At 65.4% G+C, this 22,995-nt stretch carries 13 protein-coding genes; 5 read left to right on the top strand and 8 right to left on the bottom strand.

All coding sequences use genetic code 11. The annotated features are described in order from the left end of the window. Positions 1-6: 6 nt before the first annotated feature. Complete coding sequence (locus tag HNR40_RS05520) at positions 7-1,533, bottom strand: MFS transporter (RefSeq protein ID WP_184958824.1); 1,527 nt, start codon at positions 1,531-1,533, stop codon at positions 7-9. Then, positions 1,530-1,904 (bottom strand): NADPH-dependent FMN reductase family protein, encoded by a 375-nt coding sequence (locus tag HNR40_RS05515; RefSeq protein WP_184958823.1) that lies wholly within the window; start codon positions 1,902-1,904, stop codon positions 1,530-1,532. Before HNR40_RS05515 ends, HNR40_RS05520 begins: the two co-directional genes overlap by 4 nt. A gap of 119 nt (positions 1,905-2,023) precedes the next feature. Between HNR40_RS05515 and HNR40_RS05510 the strand changes: the two genes are divergently transcribed. Then, on the top strand, positions 2,024-5,077 hold the full coding sequence (locus tag HNR40_RS05510; protein ID WP_312896194.1) for an AfsR/SARP family transcriptional regulator: 3,054 nt from the start codon (positions 2,024-2,026) through the stop codon (positions 5,075-5,077). 9 nt (positions 5,078-5,086) lie between these two features. Here the strand turns inward: HNR40_RS05510 and HNR40_RS05505 are convergent, their stop codons facing one another. Further along, complete coding sequence (locus tag HNR40_RS05505; protein WP_184958819.1) at positions 5,087-5,473, bottom strand: RidA family protein; 387 nt, start codon at positions 5,471-5,473, stop codon at positions 5,087-5,089. 579 nt (positions 5,474-6,052) lie between these two features. On the opposite strand from HNR40_RS05505, the gene HNR40_RS05500 reads away from it, so the two are divergent. Then, complete coding sequence (locus tag HNR40_RS05500; RefSeq protein ID WP_184958818.1) at positions 6,053-6,319, top strand: hypothetical protein; 267 nt, start codon at positions 6,053-6,055, stop codon at positions 6,317-6,319. Between the two features lie 528 nt (positions 6,320-6,847). On the opposite strand, the gene HNR40_RS05495 is transcribed toward HNR40_RS05500, so the two are convergent. Genes HNR40_RS05495 through HNR40_RS05475 form a run of 5 tightly spaced genes read right to left on the bottom strand, consistent with a single transcriptional unit; the run spans position 6,848 to position 12,796 of the window. Beyond that, the gene (locus tag HNR40_RS05495) at positions 6,848-7,900 is read right to left on the bottom strand and encodes a DNA cytosine methyltransferase (RefSeq protein WP_184958816.1); all 1,053 of its coding nucleotides are present in this window, start codon (positions 7,898-7,900) and stop codon (positions 6,848-6,850) included. 10 nt (positions 7,901-7,910) lie between these two features. Further along, a complete protein-coding gene (locus HNR40_RS05490) occupies positions 7,911-8,888 on the bottom strand; it encodes a DNA cytosine methyltransferase (protein ID WP_184958814.1) in 978 nt (325 codons plus the stop codon). A gap of 49 nt (positions 8,889-8,937) precedes the next feature. Further along, entirely contained in the window at positions 8,938-9,780 is an 843-nt protein-coding gene (locus HNR40_RS05485; RefSeq protein WP_184958812.1) for a DUF6339 family protein, read from the bottom strand. Continuing rightward, on the bottom strand, positions 9,777-10,709 hold the full coding sequence (locus HNR40_RS05480; protein WP_184958810.1) for a hypothetical protein: 933 nt from the start codon (positions 10,707-10,709) through the stop codon (positions 9,777-9,779). The genes HNR40_RS05485 and HNR40_RS05480 overlap by 4 nt, the downstream gene beginning before the upstream one ends. Next, positions 10,706-12,796 (bottom strand): helix-turn-helix transcriptional regulator, encoded by a 2,091-nt coding sequence (locus HNR40_RS05475; RefSeq protein WP_184958808.1) that lies wholly within the window; start codon positions 12,794-12,796, stop codon positions 10,706-10,708. Before HNR40_RS05475 ends, HNR40_RS05480 begins: the two co-directional genes overlap by 4 nt. A 448-nt stretch (positions 12,797-13,244) precedes the next feature. On the opposite strand from HNR40_RS05475, the gene HNR40_RS05470 reads away from it, so the two are divergent. Genes HNR40_RS05470 through HNR40_RS05460 form a run of 3 tightly spaced genes read left to right on the top strand, consistent with a single transcriptional unit; the run spans position 13,245 to position 22,994 of the window. Continuing rightward, on the top strand, positions 13,245-17,939 hold the full coding sequence (locus tag HNR40_RS05470) for a DEAD/DEAH box helicase (protein ID WP_184958807.1): 4,695 nt from the start codon (positions 13,245-13,247) through the stop codon (positions 17,937-17,939). Next, a complete protein-coding gene (locus HNR40_RS05465) occupies positions 17,936-19,810 on the top strand; it encodes a UvrD-helicase domain-containing protein (protein WP_184958805.1) in 1,875 nt (624 codons plus the stop codon). Before HNR40_RS05470 ends, HNR40_RS05465 begins: the two co-directional genes overlap by 4 nt. Further along, positions 19,794-22,994 (top strand): helicase-related protein, encoded by a 3,201-nt coding sequence (locus HNR40_RS05460; RefSeq protein ID WP_184958803.1) that lies wholly within the window; start codon positions 19,794-19,796, stop codon positions 22,992-22,994. Before HNR40_RS05465 ends, HNR40_RS05460 begins: the two co-directional genes overlap by 17 nt. Position 22,995: the final 1 nt, after the last annotated feature.

Genomic DNA, 22,995 nt, shown 5'->3' with positions numbered 1-22,995 from the left:
CCCGATTTATACGGCCAGTGCCTCCTCGCGCTCGGCGGACGCGGGCTTGGGGTCGGCGGCCGGGGCGTTCGAGGCCGGAACCTTCCTGAGCATCGTCAGCGACAGGACGATCGCCCCGGCCACCAGGACGGCCGCGATCGCGCCCGCCACGTTGAGCCCGTCGGTGTAGGCGGCCCGCGCCGCCGCCACCAATGCCTCGCCGGTCTGGCCCGGCAGGCTCTCGGCGGCCGTCAGCGCCCCTGAGAGCGTGTCTGGGGCCCCGGCGGGCATCGCCGCACGGTAGACGGCCGTGCCCACGCTGCCGAGCACTGCGACGCCCAGAGAGGTGCCCAGGTCGCTGGCGGTGGTGTTCACCGCGGAGGCGGCCCCGGCCTTCTCCGGCGGCGCCGAGCCGATCACCAGGGCGGTGTTCAGCGCCATCGCCGGGGCGATGCCCGGGTAGAGCACGAAGAAGCCGGTGAGCAGCATCGGCAGGCCGGCGACGCTGCCGACCTGGGTCATCAGCAGGTAGCCGATCACCGACAGGAACGCGCCGCCGCTGATCACGTACGCCGGCCGTACCCTGCGGGCGATGACCGGCGACAACGTCGAGACGGCCACCAGCGCGAGCGCCGCCGGCAGGATCCACAGCCCCGCCTCCAGCGGCGAGAGCCCGGCCACGAGCTGCAGGTACTGCGTGAACAGCAGGTACACGCCGCCCAGCGCGACCGCGCTCAGCATGAACACGCCCAGCGCCCCGCTGAAGACCTTGTCGGCGAACAGCCGCACGTCCAGGAGCGGGTTCTCCAGCCGCAGCTGCCTGCGCACGAAGATCACGCCGAACAGGAGGCCGGCCGCGAGCGTGCCCAGCGAGATCACGCCCGGACCGGCCTTGGCCAGCTCCTTCACCCCGTACACGATCGGCAGCAGCGTCGCCATCGACAGCACCACGCTCAGCGGGTCCAGCCCGCCGGTCTTCGGCGCGCGGTACTCCGGGATCAGGAACGGCGCGCCCACCAGCACGAGCACCATCACCGGCACGCCCGCAAGCAGGGCCGCGCCCCACCAGAACGCCTCCAGCAGCAACCCGCCCACCAGCGGGCCGATCGCCACGCCGACGGAGATCGAGGCCGCCCACAGCCCGATCGCGGTGCCACGCTGCCTGTCGTCCTTGAACATGTTGCTGATCAGCGACAACGTCGACGGCATCACCGCCGCCGCGCCCACGCCCATCACCGCGCGGGCCGCGATCAGCAGCTCCGCGTTCGGCGCCAGCGCCGCCAGCAACGAGGCCACGCCGAAGGCCGCCGCGCCGAACAACAGCACCTTCCTGCGTCCTATGCGGTCGCCCACGGTGCCCATCGCCACGAGCAGGCCCGCCATCATAAAGCCGTAGATGTCATTGATCCACAACAGCTGCGCGCCGCTCGGGTCCAGGTCCGCCGCGATCTGCGGCGTGGCCAGGAAGAGCACCGTCATCGCCAGGAACAGCAACACGGTGGGCAGCAGAAGTATCGAGAGCCCGAACCACTGCCGGGGTCCAGCCTTGTTCATGAGAATTCCTGTCTGAGAAGTCTGAGAAGCATGCGATCAACGGCCGACGGGATCAGCAGCGCCGGATCGCTCACGAGCGCGACCGGCTTGCCCCGCCACGCCCCGGCGCACCAGAACACCGCCTTGCGCAACGACCAGGTCCGTACCGCGACCACCATGAACCCCTCCGCCGCGGCGAGCCAAGGCATCAGATCGTGTACGGCCGGCGGCACCAACGCCCGGCCCGGCGCCGGATCCGGCAGGCACGCGGCCTCAAGATCGATCACGTCGACCTCCAGGCCGTGGCGCACACAGGCTCGCTCAGCGATCAACATGGCCGCCGAGTGGTCAGAGCCTGTGACCACCGCCAGCCGCGGGTGTCCGTCGTTCATGTCGTGGACTGTGCCTGCGGGCGCTCCAGGTTTTCTCCAGCTCCACTACCGTGAGGCTCATGCGTTTCGGGGTACTTGGTCCGCTCGCGGTGTGGGGACCGGAAGGTGCGCAGGTCAGAGTGCCTGAGGTGAAGGTCCGCGCCCTCCTGGCCCACCTGCTCATCGACCCCGGCAAGGTGGTGCCCGCCGACCGCCTCATCGACTCGCTCTGGAGCGGCGCGCTGCCCGCCAACCCCGCCGGAGCCCTGCAGACCCGCGTCTCCCAGCTACGCAGGATCGTCGGCAAGGAGAGCGTCGTGTCCGGCGCCTCCGGATACCGGCTCCAGGTGGAGCCCGGCGACGTCGACACCGGACGTTTCCAGGCGCTGCTGTCCGAAGCCCGCACCGGCGCGCCCGAGGCCAAGGCGGCCCTGCTGGCCGACGCGCTGGCCCTGTGGCGCGGGCCCGCGCTGATCGACTTCGCCGACGAGGAGTTCGCCAGGCCCGAGATCGCCCGCCTGGAGGAGCTGCGGCTGACCGCGCTGGAGGACCACGCCGAGACCCGGCTGGAACTGGGCGAGCACGCCCTGCTCGCCGACGAGCTCGGTGACCTGGTCGGCCGGCATCCCCTTCGGGAACGGCTCCGCGCCTCCCACATGCGGGCCCTCTACCGGGCTGGGCGGCAGAAGGAGGCGCTGGACAGCTACGCGGCGCTTCGGGCTCGGCTCGACGAGGATCTTGGGCTGGAGCCCGGGCCTGAGCTTGCCGGGCTCTACCAGGCCATTCTGCGGCAGGATGCTTCGCTGGACGCGCCTGTGCGGGCGGCGCGCCGTACCAACCTGCCTGCCGCGCTGACCGACCTCATCGGGCGTGACGACGCGGTGGCCGCCGTCGTCGGGCTGCTTCGGGAAGCCAGGCTGGTGACGCTGACCGGGCCTGGTGGTGTCGGCAAGACGCGGCTGGCGATGGAGACCGCCGGCCGGTTGACCTCTTCCGAGCCTGACGGGGTCTGGCTCGTCGAACTGGCCGGTGCCACCTCCGTGACCGAGGTGGTCGCTGCCACGCTGGGTGTGCGTGACGAAGGGCCTGATCTGGCTGGGCGGCTGGCTGAGGCTCTGCGTGGCAAGCGGATGCTGCTTGTGCTGGACAACTGTGAGCACGTGACTTCGTCCGTCGCCCGGCTCGCTGCTCTGCTGCTGCGGACTGCGCCTGAGTTGCGCATCCTGGCTACTGGGCAGGAGCCGCTTGGGGTTGCCGGTGAGCAACTGTTCAGTGTGCCCACCTTGCCGCAGGAGGATGCCGAGCGGTTGTTCGTCGCTCGTGCCGCTGCTGCCGCGCCTGGTGTTGCCTTGGATGGTGAGGCTGTCGCTGCCATCTGCCGGCGGCTTGACGGGATTCCGCTGGCTTTGGAGCTGGCTGCCACTCGGGTGCGGGCTCTTGGTGTGCGGGAGCTGGCTGCCCGGTTGAATGATCGGTTTCGGGTGCTGGAGGGTTCCAGGAACGATGTGCCTCCTCGGCAGCGGACGCTCCGGGCGATGATCGACTGGAGCTGGGAGCTGCTCGGGGCTGCTGAGCAGGTGGTTTTGCGGCGGCTGGCCGTACATGCTGACGGGTGCACTTTGGAGGCGGCCGAGGCTGTTTGCGGCGATGACGCTCTCTCCGTGCTGCCCCGGCTGGTGGACCGGTCGCTGGTCGTGGTGGGCGACGGGCCTCGATACCGGCTGCTGGAGTCCGTGGCCGCGTACTGCCAGGAACGGCTTCGGGAGGCGGGGGAGTTCGAGGAGGTCCTTGCCCGGCATCGGGCTTACTACCTCATGCTGGCCGAGCGGGCCGAGCCGTACCTGCGGGGGCCGGAGCAGCGCCAGTGGTTGCTGCGACTGGACGCCGAGGCGGCCAACTTCGGTGCCGCCCTCACACCGCTGCCCCAGGGCTCTCCCAGGACCGGCTTCTTGCGGGCGCCCGCCACTTCCCAAGGACCGGCCACTTCCCAAGGACCGGCCACTCCTCCCGGTTTGGCTAGTTCGCTTGGGTTGGCTAGTTCGCCCGACGAGACCTCTGAGCGGCTGGTCAACGCGCTGGCCTGGTACTGGGTGCTGCGTGGACGGCTCGGTGAGGGACGCAGGTGGCTGGCCCAGATCCCCGACGCCGGTGACATCACCCGGACGTGGCTGGCCGCCTTCACCCTGCGTACCGGCGAGGCCGTCACGTCGGTCCCCGTGGCGCGCCCCAAAACCGACCTCGCCGCACTCACCGGCCTCGCCCGCGCCCAGGCCTTCCTCGCCTCCGCCCAACTGGGCATCGGCAACCTGGAGCCCGCGGAAGAGCTCGCCGACCGCGCCCTCGCCTCCTTCGCCGCCATGGGCGACCAATGGGGAACGGCGTTCGCCCGCTCAGTCCAGGCCCGCCAGGCTTTGCTCCGCAGCGACCTCGACCGCGCCCGAGCCCACGGCCGAGAAAGCCTGGACCTGTTCGCCGAGCTGGGCGACCGCTGGGGCCAGTCCCACGCCGGGTTCGCCGTCGCCTGGCACGCGGAAATCGTCGGCGACTACGCCGAGGCGGCCCGCGTACACCGAGACGGCCTCCGCATGTCCGAAGAGCTCGGCCTATGGACCGAAGTAGCCGACAAAATGTCCCTCCTAGGCCGCCTGGCCCTCCTCAAGGGCACCTTCGACCAAGCAGACTCACTCCACACCCGAGCCATGGCCCTGTCCGCCGAGCAGGGCTACACGGTAGGGGAGGAGTTCGCCGCCCTGGGCCTGGCCCTGAGCGCCCGCCGCCAGGGCCGCCTGGACGAGGCGGAGGCGCACCTACTGGCCTGGATCGACTGGGACCACGCCCTGGACTCCGACGCGGCCCTGGCATTGATCTTCGCCGAACTGGGCTTCATCGAAGAGATGCGCGGCGCGTACCCGGCCGCCGAAGCCCGCCACAAGGAAAGCCTGACCCGAGCCCGAGCAGTAGGCGACCCCAGAGCCATAGCCCTGGCCCTGGAGGGCCTGGCCGGAGCCGCCGAGACCCCCACCGAAGGAGCCCACCTCCTGGGCCAGGCCGCAGCCCTGCGCCTATCGGTGGACGCCCCCCTCCCCGAGGCCGAACGCTTCGACGTCAACCGCATCACCGAGCGCCTACGCACAACGTTGGGCCCCAAGTTCACCGTCGCCTACAACGAAGGCCTCACCAACCCGCCGCAGTAACGCACAGCGTTAACCCGCGGCGATCACCTCGACCTCCACCAGCCACTCATCAGCCAGCGTCCGCGCGACAATCGCGGTGGTAGCCACAGCCCGCCCACGGAGCGCCTCCACCCGCGCCGCAGCATTGGCCTCCGCATAGGCCGAATCGCGCAGATAACTGGTGACCCGAACGATGTTGTCCACCGTCATACCAGCACTGCCGAGAATCGCCCGAATATTAGACCATATAAGCCCCAACTGCTCCTCCAGCGTGCCCCCAGGCCGCCCCTCGATATCCAACCCCATAGTCCCCGCCACAAACAGCAACCGCTCAGCCCCACGAACCTCGACCGCGTGCACATAGTCCCCCGTGGCCGGATACACGCCATGGCCCGGATCCCACGCCCTGATCTCCATAACCCGCACGTTACCCGCACAACCCCGCCGTTAGCCCCCACCAATTGGCCGCTTAATTGGCCATGCGCAGGTGGAGATTTCCATAACCGGTTGCGACGAAATTTATACGGAGAGTAGTCTCCCTTATGCGGGGCGGCGCCCAAGTCGGGGGACAGGCGCTACCATCCGCGGTTGCCGCAACCAGAAGTACCCTCGCCAGGCGCTCTACCGAGCGCCTGGTGAGGCGCTCCCGAAGCTCAGGCCGCCCGGCTGATAGCCGCCGAACTCCGAAGTCTGCTCGGATAGCCAGAATTGTCCCGAATTCCACTATCGCAACCGGCATCGCGCCCTAGTTAGGGACAAGGGTCGGGCTTATGACGTGAGGCACGTCCGCCCATAACCCCACCCGCGCTGCGCACCCAAACCGCCCAGTTCTTCCTCGAACTAATCCGCACAGTCCGACAAACCACGCGATAGCGACCCACGGATTATGAGTCCGATGCTCTGAGGGAACTGTTACCCGCGGAAACTTGGCGCACCACCCCATGACCTGGCATGTTCGCCTCCCACAACCCCCTCCGGCAGCGGAGAATGATGGTTGTGACCCAGAGCGTGATCCCCCAGCCGGGCATGTGGTTCGAGCATGCCTTGAACTCCCAGAACGACCTTCCGGCACGGTATGTGATCACTCAGATCGCTGACCCAGGTCCAACAGCCCTTCCCCAGGTTCACTATCAGCGCCTTGGCGCTGCCCCCGACGACATTGACGAGAGCATCGACGCAGACCTGTTCGACGACATCGTCCTACGGTGGCTAACTCCCGAGGAGGCAGCGCGGGCGAAGATCGAGGCCGAGTATCACCCCTGATCAGTGGTGCTTTAGGCACTCATGGACAAGATCTTGCGGCTCTGAATAGCCGATCACATAGAAGACCTCCGGGTGTATGGAGTTGGCCGCTTCACCAACGCGCGGAGGTCTTCGATGGGCTATACCGAGGCCCGGCTGACGCTACGGCAGACGCCTTCTGGGTTGACGTGTGGGGTTCGAAGGCCGAATAGACGCTCGCGTCGCCACCGAGCTGGGCATCTCGGGCCGGTGTCGGCGTAAGTGGGCGCGGCGCTACGTGCCGGCGCCTCGGGTTAGAAGAGACCGTCGAGTCCGACACTCGCCGGCAGGTGATGGTACGGCGCGCCAGACTAGCGAAGGATCGGCTCCGTCGTGCAGGTCAAAGGCGACGTTCGGGCCAAACTCGACCAGGCGAGTCGAGCCCCATTCTGGCAAGTAGGGGCAAGCTCTCGGCGCGTTCCGGCGGCCCATCCGGGAGATCATCCGCCTTGGAGTCGAAGACCGGTGTTGACTTCATTCACATGCAGGATTCGTATCGGTCGACAACCTTCAGTGGGAAACGCCCCTAAGCGCCTTCGTCCATGGAGGCAGGCAGACGGCTGACCAGCGTTCGAGGTCGGTGCCCAGTTGGAGGGCGGCCTCCAGGATGTGAAGCGCAAGTAAGGGCGGCACGGCATTGCCGATTTGCTGGGAGATATCGCCACCGTCCCAGGGGTAGTCGGAAGGGAAGGTTTGAAGTTGCCCCGCCTCATGCCAACCCCAACGCGACCCGTCTCCCTCGATGCGATTGCGAGAGATCTTTCCGGTCACGGTGGCAGATGGCTCCGCGTGAGTCCGCTTTCCCCGGGCCTTGGGATCGCCGCCAGTGCCGTAATTGGAGACGACGGTGAATGTCTGCCCACCCCGAACAACCTCGCCCATCGGCACCCACGGCTTCAGCATCAAGTCGCCTTGTTCGCGGGCGACTCTTTTGTTGAAGGCGCGATGGGTGGGTTGTGGAAGCGCAACCTCGGTGGTGCCCCAGCGCGCGATCAGAACAGCACGCCGACGCGTTTGCGGGACGCCGAACTGCTCGGTGCGGAGAACTCCGGTGGCTACGCCGTAACCCCTGGTTCTGAGGATTTTGGCCATGGCGTCCCAGATCGGAAGGACCGCAGGCACCTGCTCAAGGACGATCACTTCGTATGGGCGATCCAGGTCTATTGCCTCCAGCGCCCACCGAAGAGGTTCCAGCACCAGGCCGGTGCGTACATCGGGCATCCTCGCGAGTTCGGTGCGGACGTCCTCGCCCTCATCCATCCGCCGGGCGAAGGCCAGGACCTTGTCGAGTGCTTGACGCCCCGTCCCGGATCCGGCCACGGTATAGGTCTGACACGGTGGCCCGCCGGCGAGGACGTTCTCGTCGGGAAAGTCCTTGGGGCCGAAGTCCCGGACGTCGCCGGGATTCGTCCGCAAACCTGCCTTCTTGCGGGTGCGACAGGCATTGTCGTCGATCTCGATTCCGATCACGGGGAGCCCCAACCACGTCGCCGCCACATCCAGCCCTCCGGGGCCTGCGAAGAGGTCAATGATGCGGTAGGGACTGGATGTGCCGGAGGTCATGGGCGTCACCTTATCGAGGTCCGCGCGCTAATGCGGCGGAGATCTTCTTGCCCACAGCCTCGGCCAGTTGGGGAGGGAATGCCTGCGCGACCTGCTTGTAACGGGCGGTTTTGCCACCAGTGACGATCCAATCGGCAGGCAGACCCTGCAGAGTCATCACCTGCTCGACGGTCAGTTTGGGGACTCCATCTCGTTCGAGCGAGGGGTCGAACACGAAGTCGGGCGCGGGGACGTCGTTGCCGAGGCCGTGTCCGTTGACCGCCAACTCCATCCACAGCCGTTTGGTTCGTGTGGGACCGAGGTCGGCACCGCCGTGGTTCTTGGAACCGCCCACGATGGTGGGCGCGACCCGGTTGGCCAGCGAGGCCCACGCGTCCGCGTAGGGCCAGCCACGGCTCGCCATGGAATCCCTCAGGGTTTCACCGACGGTCGCGCCTGCCTCTGCCTCGGGTGAGGGCCACTCGAAGAAGACGAAGTCGTCCGGCCTCATCGTCACGAGCAGACAACTCTTTCGGGTCTGGGGGACACCGAAGTTCTGGGCGTCCAGCACCATCCACGACCAGACGTAGTCGAGGTGCTTCAACTCTTCTTCGACGTCCGTCCGGACTCTCACGAACTTGGGCATGAGCAGTGAGGGTGTGGTCTCCAGCAGGATGGCGCGTGGTTGTAGCTCCGTTGCGAGCCAGACTGCCGCCCGGAGCAGGTCTCGGCGATCTTCGGTGCCCTGCTGCTTGCCCGCGACCGAGTAGGGCTGCGAGGGCAAGCCTCCGGAGATCAGATCTACGGTGTGCAGACCGTAGTCGGCGCCGACGAAGTCGTTGAAATCGAGTTCCAGGACATTCCACTCGGGCCTGTTCTGGTGGAGAGAACGACAGGCGTGCGGATCGTTGTCGATCACCATGACCGGATCGAAGCCGGCCCGCTCCAAGCCAAGCGCCTGCCCACCGACTCCGGCGCCGATTTCCAGGCTGGTGAACCGCTCACTCATGCGCTACCCCCAGTCCGGATTCGCCGAGAATGTGCGATCTCCTGGCGAATCACATGCTCGGAACTATGTCTGTATCTTCTCCGGCACCCGGGCTCTCGGCATAGATCTGCCTGAAGAGCGTGGTCAGGGCGACCACCGACGTTGCACGGGTCGTGCCGTCAGACGGGCCGATCGGCAAGGAATCGTAGGAGACCAAATCGTTGTCCATGTCCTCGATCCAGTCCCGATAGGCGTCCGGATCTCGAAAGTTGTCCGGAGCCAGTGCCTCATACGAGAGCGTGCTTCCTGCGGTGTTCGCGGCCCGGGCAAGCGCATTGACCTGGCGGCCGGTCCGAACTATGCCGGTGTGCAGCAATCGGACAATCGCCTGTGCGGTTGGCCGATGGAGAATCACGTCCAAGCGCAGAACCGTGTTGAGTATGTCCTGATTACCGCAGGCCACGACGACCGGTAGGTAATCCGATCCGTCGCGGAAAAGTTCGGCCGCCCACCACAGTCGAGCGAATGCCTGCGAATGGAATGGGCCGGAGAATCTGACTCGCGACACAGTCGGCGGATTCCCGCGGCTCAAGTGTCGCCAGTAGACATAATCATGGGCGAGCCGTACTGCCAAATAGTTCCAAATCCGGGAGTCCGCTGCCTCTCGGCGGGTCAGCCGCAATGTCGAGTGGAGCACGGGAGCAACCCAGGCGTCGGCAGAGGTTCGTTCGGCTGGGGTGAAGCGCTTCATGGCTTCGTTCACGAGCTGCCGGATCGGCTCCGCGTCCCAGCGCGCAGGCTCAGCAGCTCGGTCAATCGCGGAAAACGGCAACGGTTCGCTGTTCTCCAGTACGCCGGAGGTCAAAAATGCTGCTGCGGACTCATCCGGCAGCAGTCCCAGCTTCGTGCTCATTCTTCCTCCCGTCCGGCCTTCTGCAGCGATCGAATCAATCCACCCAGGCTGCGCGGCAACCGCGCCTGCTTGGCAGCGGCGTGCTGAACCCGGGGCTGGATGCCGCCCACTCCTCGGTTGAGGATCTCCCTGAGCGCGTCCTCCTGAGAATGATGGGGGAAAAGGTCGGGAAGCATGCGCCGGAGCACAAGTCCACGCCATCCATTCGGCAATTCGGTGCCATCCACATGTTGGGCTGCTTCGCTGAACAAGGCCGTCCACATGCCCGCGGCTATCTGGGAGGCCAGCACATCGCGCGTGGGACGATCCACAGCCTTGGTGCTTTCCAGTACGGCACGCAAGCCGTCAAAGCCGCTGTTCAAGTACAGGGTCGCCACGTGATCCGTGGTGGTGACCGTCCAGGGGTCGTTGCGACACCACGCCAGCTCCGGATCGTCGGCGAAGTTGGTCCATCGGGTCTCGATGGAGTCCTCCCGAGTCGCGGCACGAGTGCGAAGATCGACTGTCCAGGGCCGTTCAACGGTAGCGATCACGCGGCCGGGGATGTCGTCCACCGTCGCCACGAGTTGTCCGGAGAGTTGTACGCGACCACGGTGGTTGTCATGGTGAAGTTCGATCTCGCCGGACCACTCGCCCGGCTGGCCCATCATGAACTTGACCGCCGTTTGGGTGTTGGTGGCTCGCTCCGAGGCGATGCCAAGGAACGCCACGCTGTACCAGGGATTGGCGTCCAACTCATGCCGCGGAGCGACGACCTGCAGCCCAAGCCGGATGGCAGACCAGTTCTCGCCGTCGTGTGCATGAAGTCCGACGGAATGGTCTTGTTCCGAGATCACGCCATACGGCAGAGCCACGTCGTCGAGCCGCACTTCGCGGACGGTCATTATGACCGCTCCGGCCAGCACCGGATAGGGCATGATCTGCTTCATCGGCCGACGTCCTTGGCCTGGACCAGGTCCACCTCGACGATCAGCATTCGGCCGGCGGTGGGATGGCTGGCCACATCACTGACCCCGGTGAAGATGGCGTTGCGTTCCTTCGCCGAGCAGACCAGGATGTCGCCGCTGATCTCGCAGTTCGTCTCAGCCGAGAGCGATGCCCAACGAGCTTCGGGTTTGGGTCCCGAACGCGTGACGAAGCGTAACAGCGGACGAAGCACCCACGGATCGTCCCGTTCCGGCAGCTTCACCTCGACCCTGACTCGCCAGGCGCCGCTCTCGTCGACCCCGCCTGTGGCGCTCCTGACTGTTGGGTAGCCCTTGCTCCGGGGAACCGGGGCGAGGCCGAGGCTGGTCAGGTCACGCAGCGCAGTCGGAGCGCCGTTCGACTCAACCGGGTCGACGGGCTTCACCGCCATCCGGATCGTGGCGAGGATTGTCTTGCGGAACTCCTTCAACCTCGTGGTGGCGCCACGCGCATAGGTCGAGGTCAAGTCCTCAGTCGGCTTCCAGTCGTTGTGCTCGGGTGGCTCGGCGGCACGGAGGAAGGACTCGGCCGCTTCATCGGCACCCACCTCGGAGCCGGCGGCTGTGCCTGCGAGCAGCACCGCCTGGAACTCTGGTGAACCGATTGCGATACCGGTCACCGGGCGATCCAGGACGGTCATCCTGTTGCCCCGCATGCCGATCAGCCGGTTCGCCTTCTCGTCACTCTCAGCCGCAGGTGTAACCAACAGCACTGCGCGATGTTCAACGGGTTGACCATGGATTTCGGTCTTGAGCGGGAGCACGGTCAAAGGAACTGACAGCTCGACGACATCGTCGGATCTGCTGAGTCGGGGCACAGTGGTTCGATCAAGGAAAGCCCGAACGGCTCGCGCTCGCGCCGGCTCGTATGCGTGGGGGTCCACGCGTTCCTCGGCGACCACTTCCTGGTCATTTCGCAGCGCCCTGACGGAAGCTTCGAGCATGGGTGCCCGCCCGCGCCCGGAGACCATCGAGGCCCAGAATCCGGAGGCGAGTCCGTGTACCAGGACCCGGTGCATCTCCTCCAGGGTCGTCGCCTCGCCCGCCGGGTCGTGCGCGCCGACGATGAGGAAGCTGGTGCCAGGGTCGGAGCTCTGTCGTTGGAGGTGAAGCTCCTCGATGGTTCGTTCGCCCGCCCACCACGATCTGGCGGCGGGTTCGCGAAGTGGGTCTCGGTTTCCCAGCCAGGCAGGTCCGGCGTACTGGATGCCGTTGAGCTCGTGCCATGGCAGATCAATCCGGCCGATCACGCGGCGATCTCGCAGACCTTCGAAAGGTTCGGAGAGAGTGCTGTTGACGATGACCAGGCCGAATCGGCTGGCTCCCCAGATGGTCGCCTTGCCGAGACCGAAGGAACCACCGGCTGCCGCGTCGGACTTGCGGCTTTCGAGCTGCCTGCGGACGACGGCGGCAAACCGGCCGTCGTCGTACTCGGGTCCGGTCAGACCATTGGCGTTGAAGTCGTCGATGCGTAACAGGAGGAGCTCGCCGGTCTCGCGGAGTTCGTGGAGGCCATCGGCGAGAGTACGGCCGACCTTGTGCTTGGCGTCACCGGCCGCCTCGATGTGGGGGGCCAGGTCGTCCCAAAGGATGGCTTCCTGGAGCCGGCGGAGCCGTTCGCCGGAGATCTCGTGCAGGGTGAAGCGGACTCGAACCGGCCTGGTACGGTCCCATCGTTCGTCCAGGCTGTTCTGGGTCGCCTCTCTGGCGGTTATGGCGAGGGAAGCGTCGAAGGCGAAGGCCGCGGCGTTGCCGAGTTCCCGGCCGCCATCGGAATGGGCGAGGCGATGGTGCCAGGAGACGTAACCGCTGGACTCGGGTGTCTCATCCCGGGTGACCGAGGCGCCGGCGGCCAGGTCGAGAATCTCCTCGATCTGATGGATCTTTTCGACCCTGGGCATGGCTCGGCCCGTGATCCACGCCGAGACGGCGGCTCGGGTGACGTCGAGGGCTGAGGCCAAGTCGGACTGGCTCATGCTCTTGCGCCTGAGCTGTCTCCCCAACCAGGCGCCGAACGCCTCGGCGTCCCGTGAGCTGTCATCCTGCGTCATCGCGGAGTCCCCAGGTGAGACGTGCTTCGTTTGACGCCACACGGTACCGCTTAACAGCGATTGACATCAGTCCCTTGGTGTCAACTTCTATATGAGCGGGTACCTTCGGCTTCGCATGGGACGCCTTTGATACTTGCGGGCGATGGGACACCCGAGTTGTAGGCAAAAGTTGGGGATTCTTACTTCTTGTGGGTCAGGGAGTAGCTATGGCAGCCTATTCTTCTCTCCAAGGGAGAGTCGGTATCGAGACTCTGCTCAAAGGGCGATTTGTGTCCAAAAGCACCCAATCGTCCCGTGTCTGCTTGGTAGGTATAAAGCTGTATTTTGTCATGCCTAAACCGGGATGACAGTAATACGTCATCCGTGCTCTCATTGGCGTGCGCGAATGGCCTTCTTGTCCTAGCTCCATCCCCTCACGGTCATTTTCGATCACCGGGAGCTGACTGCCATGAGCAGCGAAGAGCCAAGCGTCCTCGAAGTCGTCCTCCAGCAGACCGCCCGCGTACTCGAGACCTACAGGGTCGACGCCGGTCTTGTTCAGGAGCATGCCAACGGCGAGCGTCGAATTTCCGAGGGCGGGTACGGCGACCGCCAGATCTATGAGCTTGTTCAGAACGGCGCGGACGAACTGCGTAACGAGCCGGAAGGTGAGATCGCGGTCGTCCTCACCGGTACTCACCTCTATTGTGCCAACCAGGGAAGCGCCATGACCCCCGAGGGCGCGGACACAATCCTTCGTATGGGCGTTTCACGTAAGCGTGGTGGTCAGATCGGCCGCTTCGGTGTCGGCGTGAAGTCTGTCCTCAGCGTCTCGGACGTTCCCGAGTTTTTCGGTCGAGAGGATGACCAGAGCTTTGGATTTGACCGGGACTGGGCGGAGCAGGAGATCAGGAGGGCTCAACCCGACGCGGCGGCGATGGATATGCCCGTCCTGCGGATGGCTCGTCCTTTGGACCGTGACAGACAAGCAGCTGCCGACCCCGTACTCAAGGAACTGCTGATCTGGGCCACCACGGTGGTACGGCTTCCGCTAAAGCCCGGCATGGTCAAGAGACTCGCCAAGGACATCGACGCGTTCCCCGCCGAGTTCTCGCTGTTCTCTCCCCACGTGGGCACGGTCACCTTGGAGAAGCGGCTGTCCGATCAGGTGGCCAGGCGGCGTGTCGTCCAGCAGGTCGACGGTAGCCGTCGCAAGCTTCGGAAGGTGCTGACGGTCGGTGAGCACGAGGTGGAGGAGAACGAGAACTGGCGCGTCTTCACCCGGATCTACCGCCCATCATCCATGGCGTTGACCAATGCGGGCGAACTCCACAACCGTCCCGAAATAGATCTTGCTTGGGCCGTGCCCGAGGATCAGCGGCGTGTTGGGGGGCGAGGGCAGTTTTGGGCCTACTTCCCGACCAACTACACCACCACCTTGCGCGGCATCATCAACGCGCCCTGGAAGACGAGCGAGGACCGGCAGAACCTCTACGCCAGCAACGCGTTCAATGAGGAGTTGATCTCAGAGGCAGCGGAGTTGGTCGTCTCCTCCTTCCCTCTGTTGGCCACTCCGGCGGAGCCCTGCGCGTTCCTGGACTTTGCTCCGGCACGAGGTCGTGAGGAGCCCCAGTGGGCGGCCACGGATCTTGTCGCCAAGATCTGGAAGTTGGCTGGTGTCCACCCCACACTTCCGAACCAGGACGGAGAGTTCGGCACCCCGGAGATGGTCCGGGTTCACCCGGCCGAGTTCCGTCCGGAGTGGCTCCAGCTGTGGCGGGACTACCCTGGCCGGCCGTCCAACTGGCTTCACCATTCCGTCGACAAGGCCAAGCACCGCCGGGACGGTGTGAACCTGATCCTGGGGCACGCCCGCGGGATTGAGGCGGCGACGGCGAAGGAATGGCTCGAGGCCCTGGTTTCCGATGGCTCTCCGGAGGCATCCGCGCGGGCGATCTTGATCGTGGCCGACATGAAGCGATTGAGTCATCCACTCGTGGATGATGCGTTGAGGGCCAAAATCGTGCTCACCGAAAGCCTTGGCCTGGTTGCGCCCTCGAACTCGGTGTTTCGGCGTTCCACTGCCGACGGACTCGCGGACAACACGATCTATGTCGATGAGCGGGTCTATACAGAGCGGGAGCCCGTCATCCGGGCGCTGGACTCTCTCGGCATCCACGAAGCTCACCATGTGGGTCGGTTCGCGTCGGTGGTGGAACGCGGGTTCGCCGGCTACAACGAGCGGGACTGGACGGCCTTTTGGGATCTGGCCAGGTTGGCCGGGCTCAATGGGGTCCGCGCTGCCTTCGAAAGCCGCGACATCAATATCGGTAGGGAAATCAAGGTCAAAACCCTGCCCGGGGGCTTCCGGCACATTCGGGACTGCTTTCTGCCCGGACGGATCGTCCCTGCCGACGGGGCACGGGATTCGATGGTCACCGTGGATATGAACTTCCACCAGGATGAGCGGCCGATTCTCGCCGAGCTCGGTCTCCAGGATGTGCCCGCCGCCAACGTGCCGCCGGAGGGGGACGGTTGGTTCGAGGAGTACCGGAACGTGTGCTGGGAGCAGTATGTCGCCCAGCTCCCGGCCAAAGAGGCCCGCCCCACGCTGGCCAAGATGCACTTCGAGGGGACCCGCCTTCCCGGACATCTGCACCTGTTCACTGTGCTGTCTCCGGAGGGGCGGGCGGCATTCCTCAAGGCGATCCCCGCCGGGTCGGCCGTGCCCACCTGGACCATGCAGGCGGTCAACAAGGGCCTGGCGAGCCGGCGGCAGGTTGCGTCGCCATTGCGGTGGCTGACGCGCAAGTATGGCTATGTTCACACCTCGCGCGGACTGCGAAGGGTGGTCGACAGCGTTTCCCCCGAGCTGGGCGCTCACCGGGACGTCCTGCCCATCGCCGATGTGTCGACCGGGGTGGCCGCGATGCTGGGCCTGCCGTACCGGTTGGAGGACTTGAGGGAGTCGACCTGGGCCGAACTGGTGGGGGAAGCCTCTGCTTCCACCGATGACGCTTTCCCCGGCAAGGTCTATGACCTGATGTTCGACGTCGGCGTCGACTTTCCCGAGGGTGCCATGACCCGGTGTCGGGTGGGTGATGAATGGCGCATCGATGTCGAAGACAAGGACATCGCGGTGACTGCGGTGCGTTCCGAGTACGACTCCCTGATCCGGGAACGGGTGCCCGCACTCCTGGTGCCGACCGACTCCCTGGCCAAAGCGATGCGCGAGGGCTGGGGGATGTTGGCCCCCGCCGATGCGATCCAGAAGGACATCAGGTCCGCAGGTGAGTCCGACCCCATCGTCATCCTGGAGGAGTTCCCGTATCTGAAGATATTGCGAGGTGCCCAGTTGGATGGATGGTCCACGGTTCGATGTGACGAACTGGAGGAGATCATCCGGACGCCGAACGGCAGGCGAACCCGCTCGATGCCGGCAGCGGTGGTGTCAGGTGAGCGAAGGGTGCTCATTCGTACTCCTGCGGATGACCTCACGGTCCTCAACGCGATCGACCGTGTGTTGAAGCTCGCGCTCGGTTCGGTGACCTGTCAGGGAGTGCTCGACCGGCGCGTGGCCGAGCGAAACAACGAGCGCATTCGGGAGGTCAGAGTCGCCGAAAGCATTGCCGACAAGCTTCTGCTGTTGGTGGGCGCCGAGGCCTTGAAGCAGCGGCTGCCCGAGGGGCTGTTGGAGAGCGACGAGGCCGAGAGGAACACTCCCGCGAACGAGCGTCGCATCGCCGAGTTGGCCCACAACGCGTACCTGACGGATGTGTTGCGGGAGTACCGCAAGGACATCGAGGCCGCCTTCCCCCAACTGGCCGCGAGCTTCCGCGGCGAGGCGAAGGCCCTGCAGGTCGTTAACGACCTTCGCTTCCCGGGCGAGTACGCGGGTACAAGGGCAGAACCAGTGGCTCCCCTGGAAAAGGTCGGTGGGCCGAGGGACTTCCCACGCCTCCACGACTACCAGGAGCGGCTGGCGCAGAAGGCGGTCGAACTGCTGACCAAGTACGACGCGCCGCGTGCGATGCTCTGCCTTCCCACGGGCGCGGGCAAGACCCGTGTCGCGGCCGAAGCGGTCATCCGGGTGATCAAGGAGCGGGGTCTCAAAGGGCGACCGGTCCTGTGGATCGCGCAGAGCGACGAGCTCTGTGAGCAGGCAGTCCAAAGCTGGGCGTTCGTCTGGTCCAAGGTCGGCCCGCAAGAGCAACTGACCATCAATCGGCTGTGGGCCTCTCGGGAGGCGGCGCCCATCAAGGATGGCCCTCAACTGGTCGTGGCCACAGATGCCCAGTTGGAGTCCTGTCTTGACACTCCGCCATACACCTGGCTGCGTGACCCGGCACTGGTCATCATCGACGAAGCCCACACATCCATCACGCCGCGCTACACCCGGCTCCTGACTTCCATGGGGTTGACGTTCCGCGAGACCAGCCGTCCGTTGATCGGACTGACGGCTACGCCGTTCCGAGGGTTCAACGAGGCGGAGACCCGCCGACTGGTGGAGCGTTATGGCGGAAACCGCCTTGATGATGGTCTCTTCGAGACGGGTGACCCGTACGCCGAACTTCAGGACCTGGAGGTCCTCGCACGAGTGGACCACCGACAGCTGAAGGGCATGACGCTCACTCTGTCCGAAGAGGATCTGCAGCAGGTCAGCACCTTCGAGGGGGCAGGCCTACCCTCAACCGTCGAGGCGAAGCTCGCGCTCAACAATGCGCGCAATGAGATGCTCATTCAAGCAATCGAAGCGCTCCCGGAAGACAGTCCCGTCCTGCTCTTTGCGATCTCCGTGAACCACGCCAAGACGTTGGCGGCGAAACTCAACGGTCGAGGCATCCGCTCGGCGGCCATCGAATCGGGAACCCCGGATGCCAACAGACGATCCCTGATCGAGCAGTTCCGAAGCAAGCAGATCAGGGTTCTGACCAACTTCGGCGTCCTTGCCCAAGGGTTCGACGCCCCGGCCACCGAAGTAGTCATCGTGGCCCGCCCGACGTACAGCCCGAACATCTACCAGCAGATGATCGGGCGTGGTCTTCGAGGGCCGAAGAACGGCGGCAACGAAACCTGCCTGATCCTCGACGTCGCGGACAACATCGTCAACTACGACCGTCAGTTGGCCTTCACCCAGTTCGAATACCTCTGGAGCAAGAAGTGAGCGACGCCTACGAAGGCTCTCCCCCGCTCACCGCGGAGCAGCGGGCTGTCGTTGAGCAGCCCGCTGCGGCTCGGGTCCTGGTTACGGCCGAGGCCGGTGCGGGCAAGACCCACACTCTGATTCGTCGCCTGGACTGGCTGGTGACCGAAGAAGACCTGAGTGCCGGCGAGATCCTGGTGCTCACCTTTTCCCGCGCCGCCGTGCGCGAACTCAAGAACCGCCTCTCCCGCTACGGCGAAGCCGCAAGGTTTGTCCGGGTGCAGACTTTCGACTCCTGGGCACTCGACGTGCTCACCCAGGTGGATGCCATGGGGGAGTGGGCCACAAAATCGTTTGAGGCGCGCATCGCCGGCGCGAGGGATGCGATCGACGCAGCGAAATCCGACGAGTTGTATGAGCACAATCTGAGTCATGTGGTCATCGACGAGGTCCAAGACCTTGTCGGGGAGCGCAGGGACTTGGTGGAAGCGATCCTCGATCGGTATGACTGCGGGTTTACCGTGGTCGGAGACCCCGCGCAGTCCATCTACGGCTTCACCGTCCGTGATCCCGGGGAGCGCACCAAGGAGATCAACCGATTCTTCGAGTGGCTTCGTGGCACCTTCGGTGAGGATCTGACCGAGCTGTCGCTGACCAAGAACTTCCGCGCCCAGGCTGACGATGCCATGGTCGCCCTCGACTTCGGGCCGCGGCTACGGCGGCTGGCGGAGTCGGACAACGCGGCCGGTGAAAGGGTGTACGAGGAACTGCGTGCATCCCTCCATGGCGTCCTGGACTTGGGAGGGTTCGACGAACTGGCCGCGGCCGCGCTGACCAGTTTCGACGGGTCGGCCGCGATCTTGTGCCGAACAAACGGACAAGCGCTGCTGATCTCCGAGAAGCTGCACGCGATCGGGGTGGAGCATCGCCTGCAGCGGTCGGATCGGGATCGGGCGGTCCCCGCATGGCTGGGCCAGTTAATGGCCCGGCGGAGCTCCTCCACGATCAGCCGGGAGAAGTTCGACGAACTGGTGGCACGTTCCGACGCGGACCAGCTCTGGCGGCTGCTCCGGCGCACGGGCTCGGGTCGGGGATCCGATCGGATGCTGGACCTGTCCAAGGTGCGTACGGCTATCGCCGCTGGTCGCCTGCCCGACGAATTGACTGCGCAGCCTCCGGCCAAGCTTGTGGTGTCCTCCTTCCACAGGGCCAAGGGCCTTGAGTTCGACCGGGTCCTCGTGCTGGATCCCGGGCCCATCCGCGAGGGGCGGAGTGGCGACGAGCGGGGTGCGGCCGAGGAAGCCCGGCTGCTGTACGTGGCCATGACGAGACCGCGCCGGGAGCTCTATCGGCTGGACGGCACGGCTCTGCGGTTCGTCAAGGTGGACAAGCGCACCTTCCGATGGTCCCGGCCCGGCTACAAGGGCTGGATGCGGATGGGGTTGGAACTACGGGGCGAGGACGTGCAAACCGAGTACCCGGCGGGCACAGTCGACTTCCATGCCGACGCGGTCGAGTTGCAGGAGTACCTGTCGACGGCGGTACGGCCGGGGGACGCGGTGAGACTGGAGCGGCTCCATTCGGAGCCGATCGGGCTTCTGGAGAGCCCGCCCTACCTGCTCCTGCACAACGACCGGCCCATCGGGACGGCCTCGGAGGAGTTCCGCCAAGACCTCTACAAGCATCTGAAGAACGGCAACAACTACATTCCGCGGAACTTCCCGGCGAGTATCTCCGGGGTCCGCGTCGATGTTGTGGAAACCGTGACGGGAAACGCGGCGGCGGGGGTTCGGGCCGGCCTCAATGAGCACGGTGTATGGCTTGCGCCTCGCCTGGTCGGCCTGTCCGTCTTCACCTGGGACAAGAAGGAACTCGATGGCGAATCACACTGAGCATTACGCCTTCCGAGGTGAGCTGGTCAGGCGCCTCAGGCTCGACACGGTCGGCCCAGTGGGTGGCGATGACGAGATTCTCAAGGACTCGCCGGCGACCACCTACGCTTCGGGAGTGCTCTACCCGCAGCGTCGTGACCGGGAGGTAATGTTCGAAGAGGCCATTGAGCGCGACAACGATCTTGGCGCGGAGAACAACGCCACGGATGATGCTCCGGACACCGGAGTTTCCCTCGCCAACAACCAGGCTCCCTCGTCGATGGGTCTGACCTTCGCGGTCAACCCGGAGATCTCACGCACGATCACGGTGACGGTCGCCGCCGCCGTGTACGAACCAGTGGACGAGTCCGGACGACCGGTGAAAGCCCATCGAGCCGAGCGTCGCGCCACTGAGGAGCTGACTCTTCGCTGGCGACGTCGACGGCTCGACCTGAACCCGGTCACCGTGGACGTACTCGCGCCCAGTCCGATGCCTGACCCTCTAGTTCCAGGGCTGCAGCTTCGCGTGCGGGTGCGCAAGCCCGTGAACGGTGCGGTCGCTGTCACGGTGGCATTGGTCAATGTCCACGAGCTTGAGCCGACCGGCATCTGGGACGCCTACGCGTTCTTCCAGCCGGAGATCCGCGTCTCCGGAGCCGAGGGGCTCGCTCCGTTCGTGGAGCGTCCCGTACCCGTGGGGGCGGACGAAGAAGAGATCAAGACCAATCGCCTCCTCTACCGCTACGCGCCCAACTTCGCCGTGGGTCACGGCTGCGCCGCCGACTGGGCCTGGACACCACCTGTTCCGCGCGACGAGGCGCTGCTCTCGCCGACGCCGGCAGGGGTTTCGGCGATCTGGAGCGAGTTCGTGCCAACTCGCGAGGTACTGCTTACCGCCTCCAACCCAGACATCGACAGGTCGGCCCTGCGCATGATCGACCTGGCGAGAGGGTCCGATGAAGAGATCCTCAATGGGCTGCGTGGGGTGGTCGAGGGGTACCGGGCCTGGATCGCGGAGCGAGCCGAGGAGTCCCGACTGCTTGGTGACACCGATTTCGCTCAGGCCGCACGGGAGCAGATCAAGTTGTGCGAGGCAGCCTGTGACCGGATGGTCGCCGGTATCGAAACCCTGCAGCGAGACCCACACACCATGACCGCGTTCCGCTACGCGAACGAGGCCATGGCGGTCCAGCGGGCCCGGACCAGTTGGATCAAGGGCGGGAGGAAAGGAGAGCCGAAACCTGCCGAGGGCGTCTGGTACCCGTTCCAGATCGCCTTCCTACTGCTCTGCCTGAACGGCGTCGTAGACCCGGACCATCCGGACCGGCGGAAGGCGGACCTGCTCTGGTTTCCCACCGGTGGTGGCAAGACCGAGGCGTACCTGGGCATCATCGCGTTCACGATCTTCCTTCGGCGGCTTCGTAAGGGGGAGGAGGGCGGCGGCGTCACTGCGATCATGCGGTACACCCTTCGGCTGCTGACCCTTCAGCAGTTCGAGCGCGCAGCCGCCCTGATCTGTGCAATGGAGATCATCCGCGACGAGCGGCCGAAGGAACTCGGCGACGAGGTCATCTCCATCGGCATGTGGGTGGGCGCGGCCGCCACCCCGAACAAGCTCAAGGACGCCGCCGTCAGTCTCGAGAAGCTTCGAGATGGCCAGGAATTGCACAAGGAAAACCCGGTCCAGCTGCGATTCTGCCCCTGGTGCGGCACTGCCATGGGGCCGAACGAGTACGAGGTGGACGTCGAGACGTCCCGGATGCGTATCCACTGCGCCGACGTGGATTGCTGGTTCCACAACGAGCTCCCCGTGCACGTGGTGGACGAAAAGATCTACAGGGTCCGACCGACGCTGATCATCGCGACTGTCGACAAGTTCGCACAGATCACCTGGCGTCCGGAGGTCGCCGCGCTCTTCAACCGGGACCGGAAGGGAACCCTGCCGCCGGAGCTGATCGTCCAGGACGAACTGCATCTGATCTCAGGTCCCCTCGGTAGCCTCACCGGTCTCTACGAGGCTGCGATCGACGTGGCGGCCGACACCCCCAAGGTCATCGCCTCGACCGCCACCATCAGGCGCGCGAAGGAGCAGGTCAAGCGGCTCTTCGACCGAGAGGTCGCTCAGTTCCCGCCGGCCGGTCTCGACGCCCGAGACTCCTGGTTCGCGGTCGAGACCCCCGCTGAGGTCAAGGCCTCGAGGTACTACGTGGGACTACTCGCACCCAACCTCAGCCAGGCGAGTCTCCTGATCCGGGCCTACGCGGCGTTGCTGCACCATGCCGGGAACATCGATGGCTCCGAAGCGGTCCGTGATGCCTACTGGACGCTGGTGGGCTACTTCAGCAGTCTCCGAATCCTGGCCGCGGCTGACCTACAGGTGGCCGACGACGTTCAGGACCGGTTGAAGGTGCTCGCCAAGCGGCACGAGGAAACGACGCGGCGGGCCGATCGAAACACGGAGCTGACCAGCCGGGTCAGGTCCAGCGATATTCCGACAAGGCTGAAGGACCTGGAGACCAGGCATCCCGATGACAGTGTCTTCGACACCGTGCTCGCGACCAACATGATCTCGGTCGGTGTGGACGTGGACCGGCTTGGCCTGGTGGCGCTCATGGGTCAGCCTCAGACCACAGCCGAATACATCCAGTCGAGCAGTCGGGTCGGGCGTCAGCACCCGGGGCTGGTCGTGATGCTCTACAACGCGAACCGTTCGCGTGACCGTTCGCACTACGAGAGCTTTGTGCCTTACCACTCGGCGCTCTACCGACAGGTCGAGTCGACCAGCGTTACGCCGTTCTCGCCGCGGGCCAGGGACCGGGCGCTTCACGCCGTGCTCGTGGGTATGGCCAGGCTTATCCACCCGGAGCTTCGACTCAATAGCGCGGCGGCGGCCGTGAACAAGCATATGAACCGGATCGAAGAGCTGAGGGACCTGATCCTGGCACGAGTGCGGGCGGTGGCGGAAGAGGAGCTGGCCGGGACCGAAACAGACCTCAACGACATCGTCGCCCATTGGGTGCGACTGGCCGATGGCAACGACGAGTTGGTCTATGCGGCCAAGCATCGGTTCAAGCGAAGCGAACGTCGCGATCCAGATACGGCCTTGCTTCGCGCCCACACCGATACGGACCTTGCCCGGGCGATCCCCACTCTGTGGAGCCTGCGCGATGTTGATGCCGAATCCGACCTGTACCGGGAGCAGTGAC

This window comes from Nonomuraea endophytica, from assembly GCF_014203235.1.
In the GTDB taxonomy this organism is placed as follows: Bacteria; Actinomycetota; Actinomycetes; order Streptosporangiales; family Streptosporangiaceae; genus Nonomuraea; species Nonomuraea endophytica.
The sequence above is the reverse complement of the archived record's forward strand: the minus strand, read 5'-3'. Positions and strand labels throughout refer to the sequence as shown.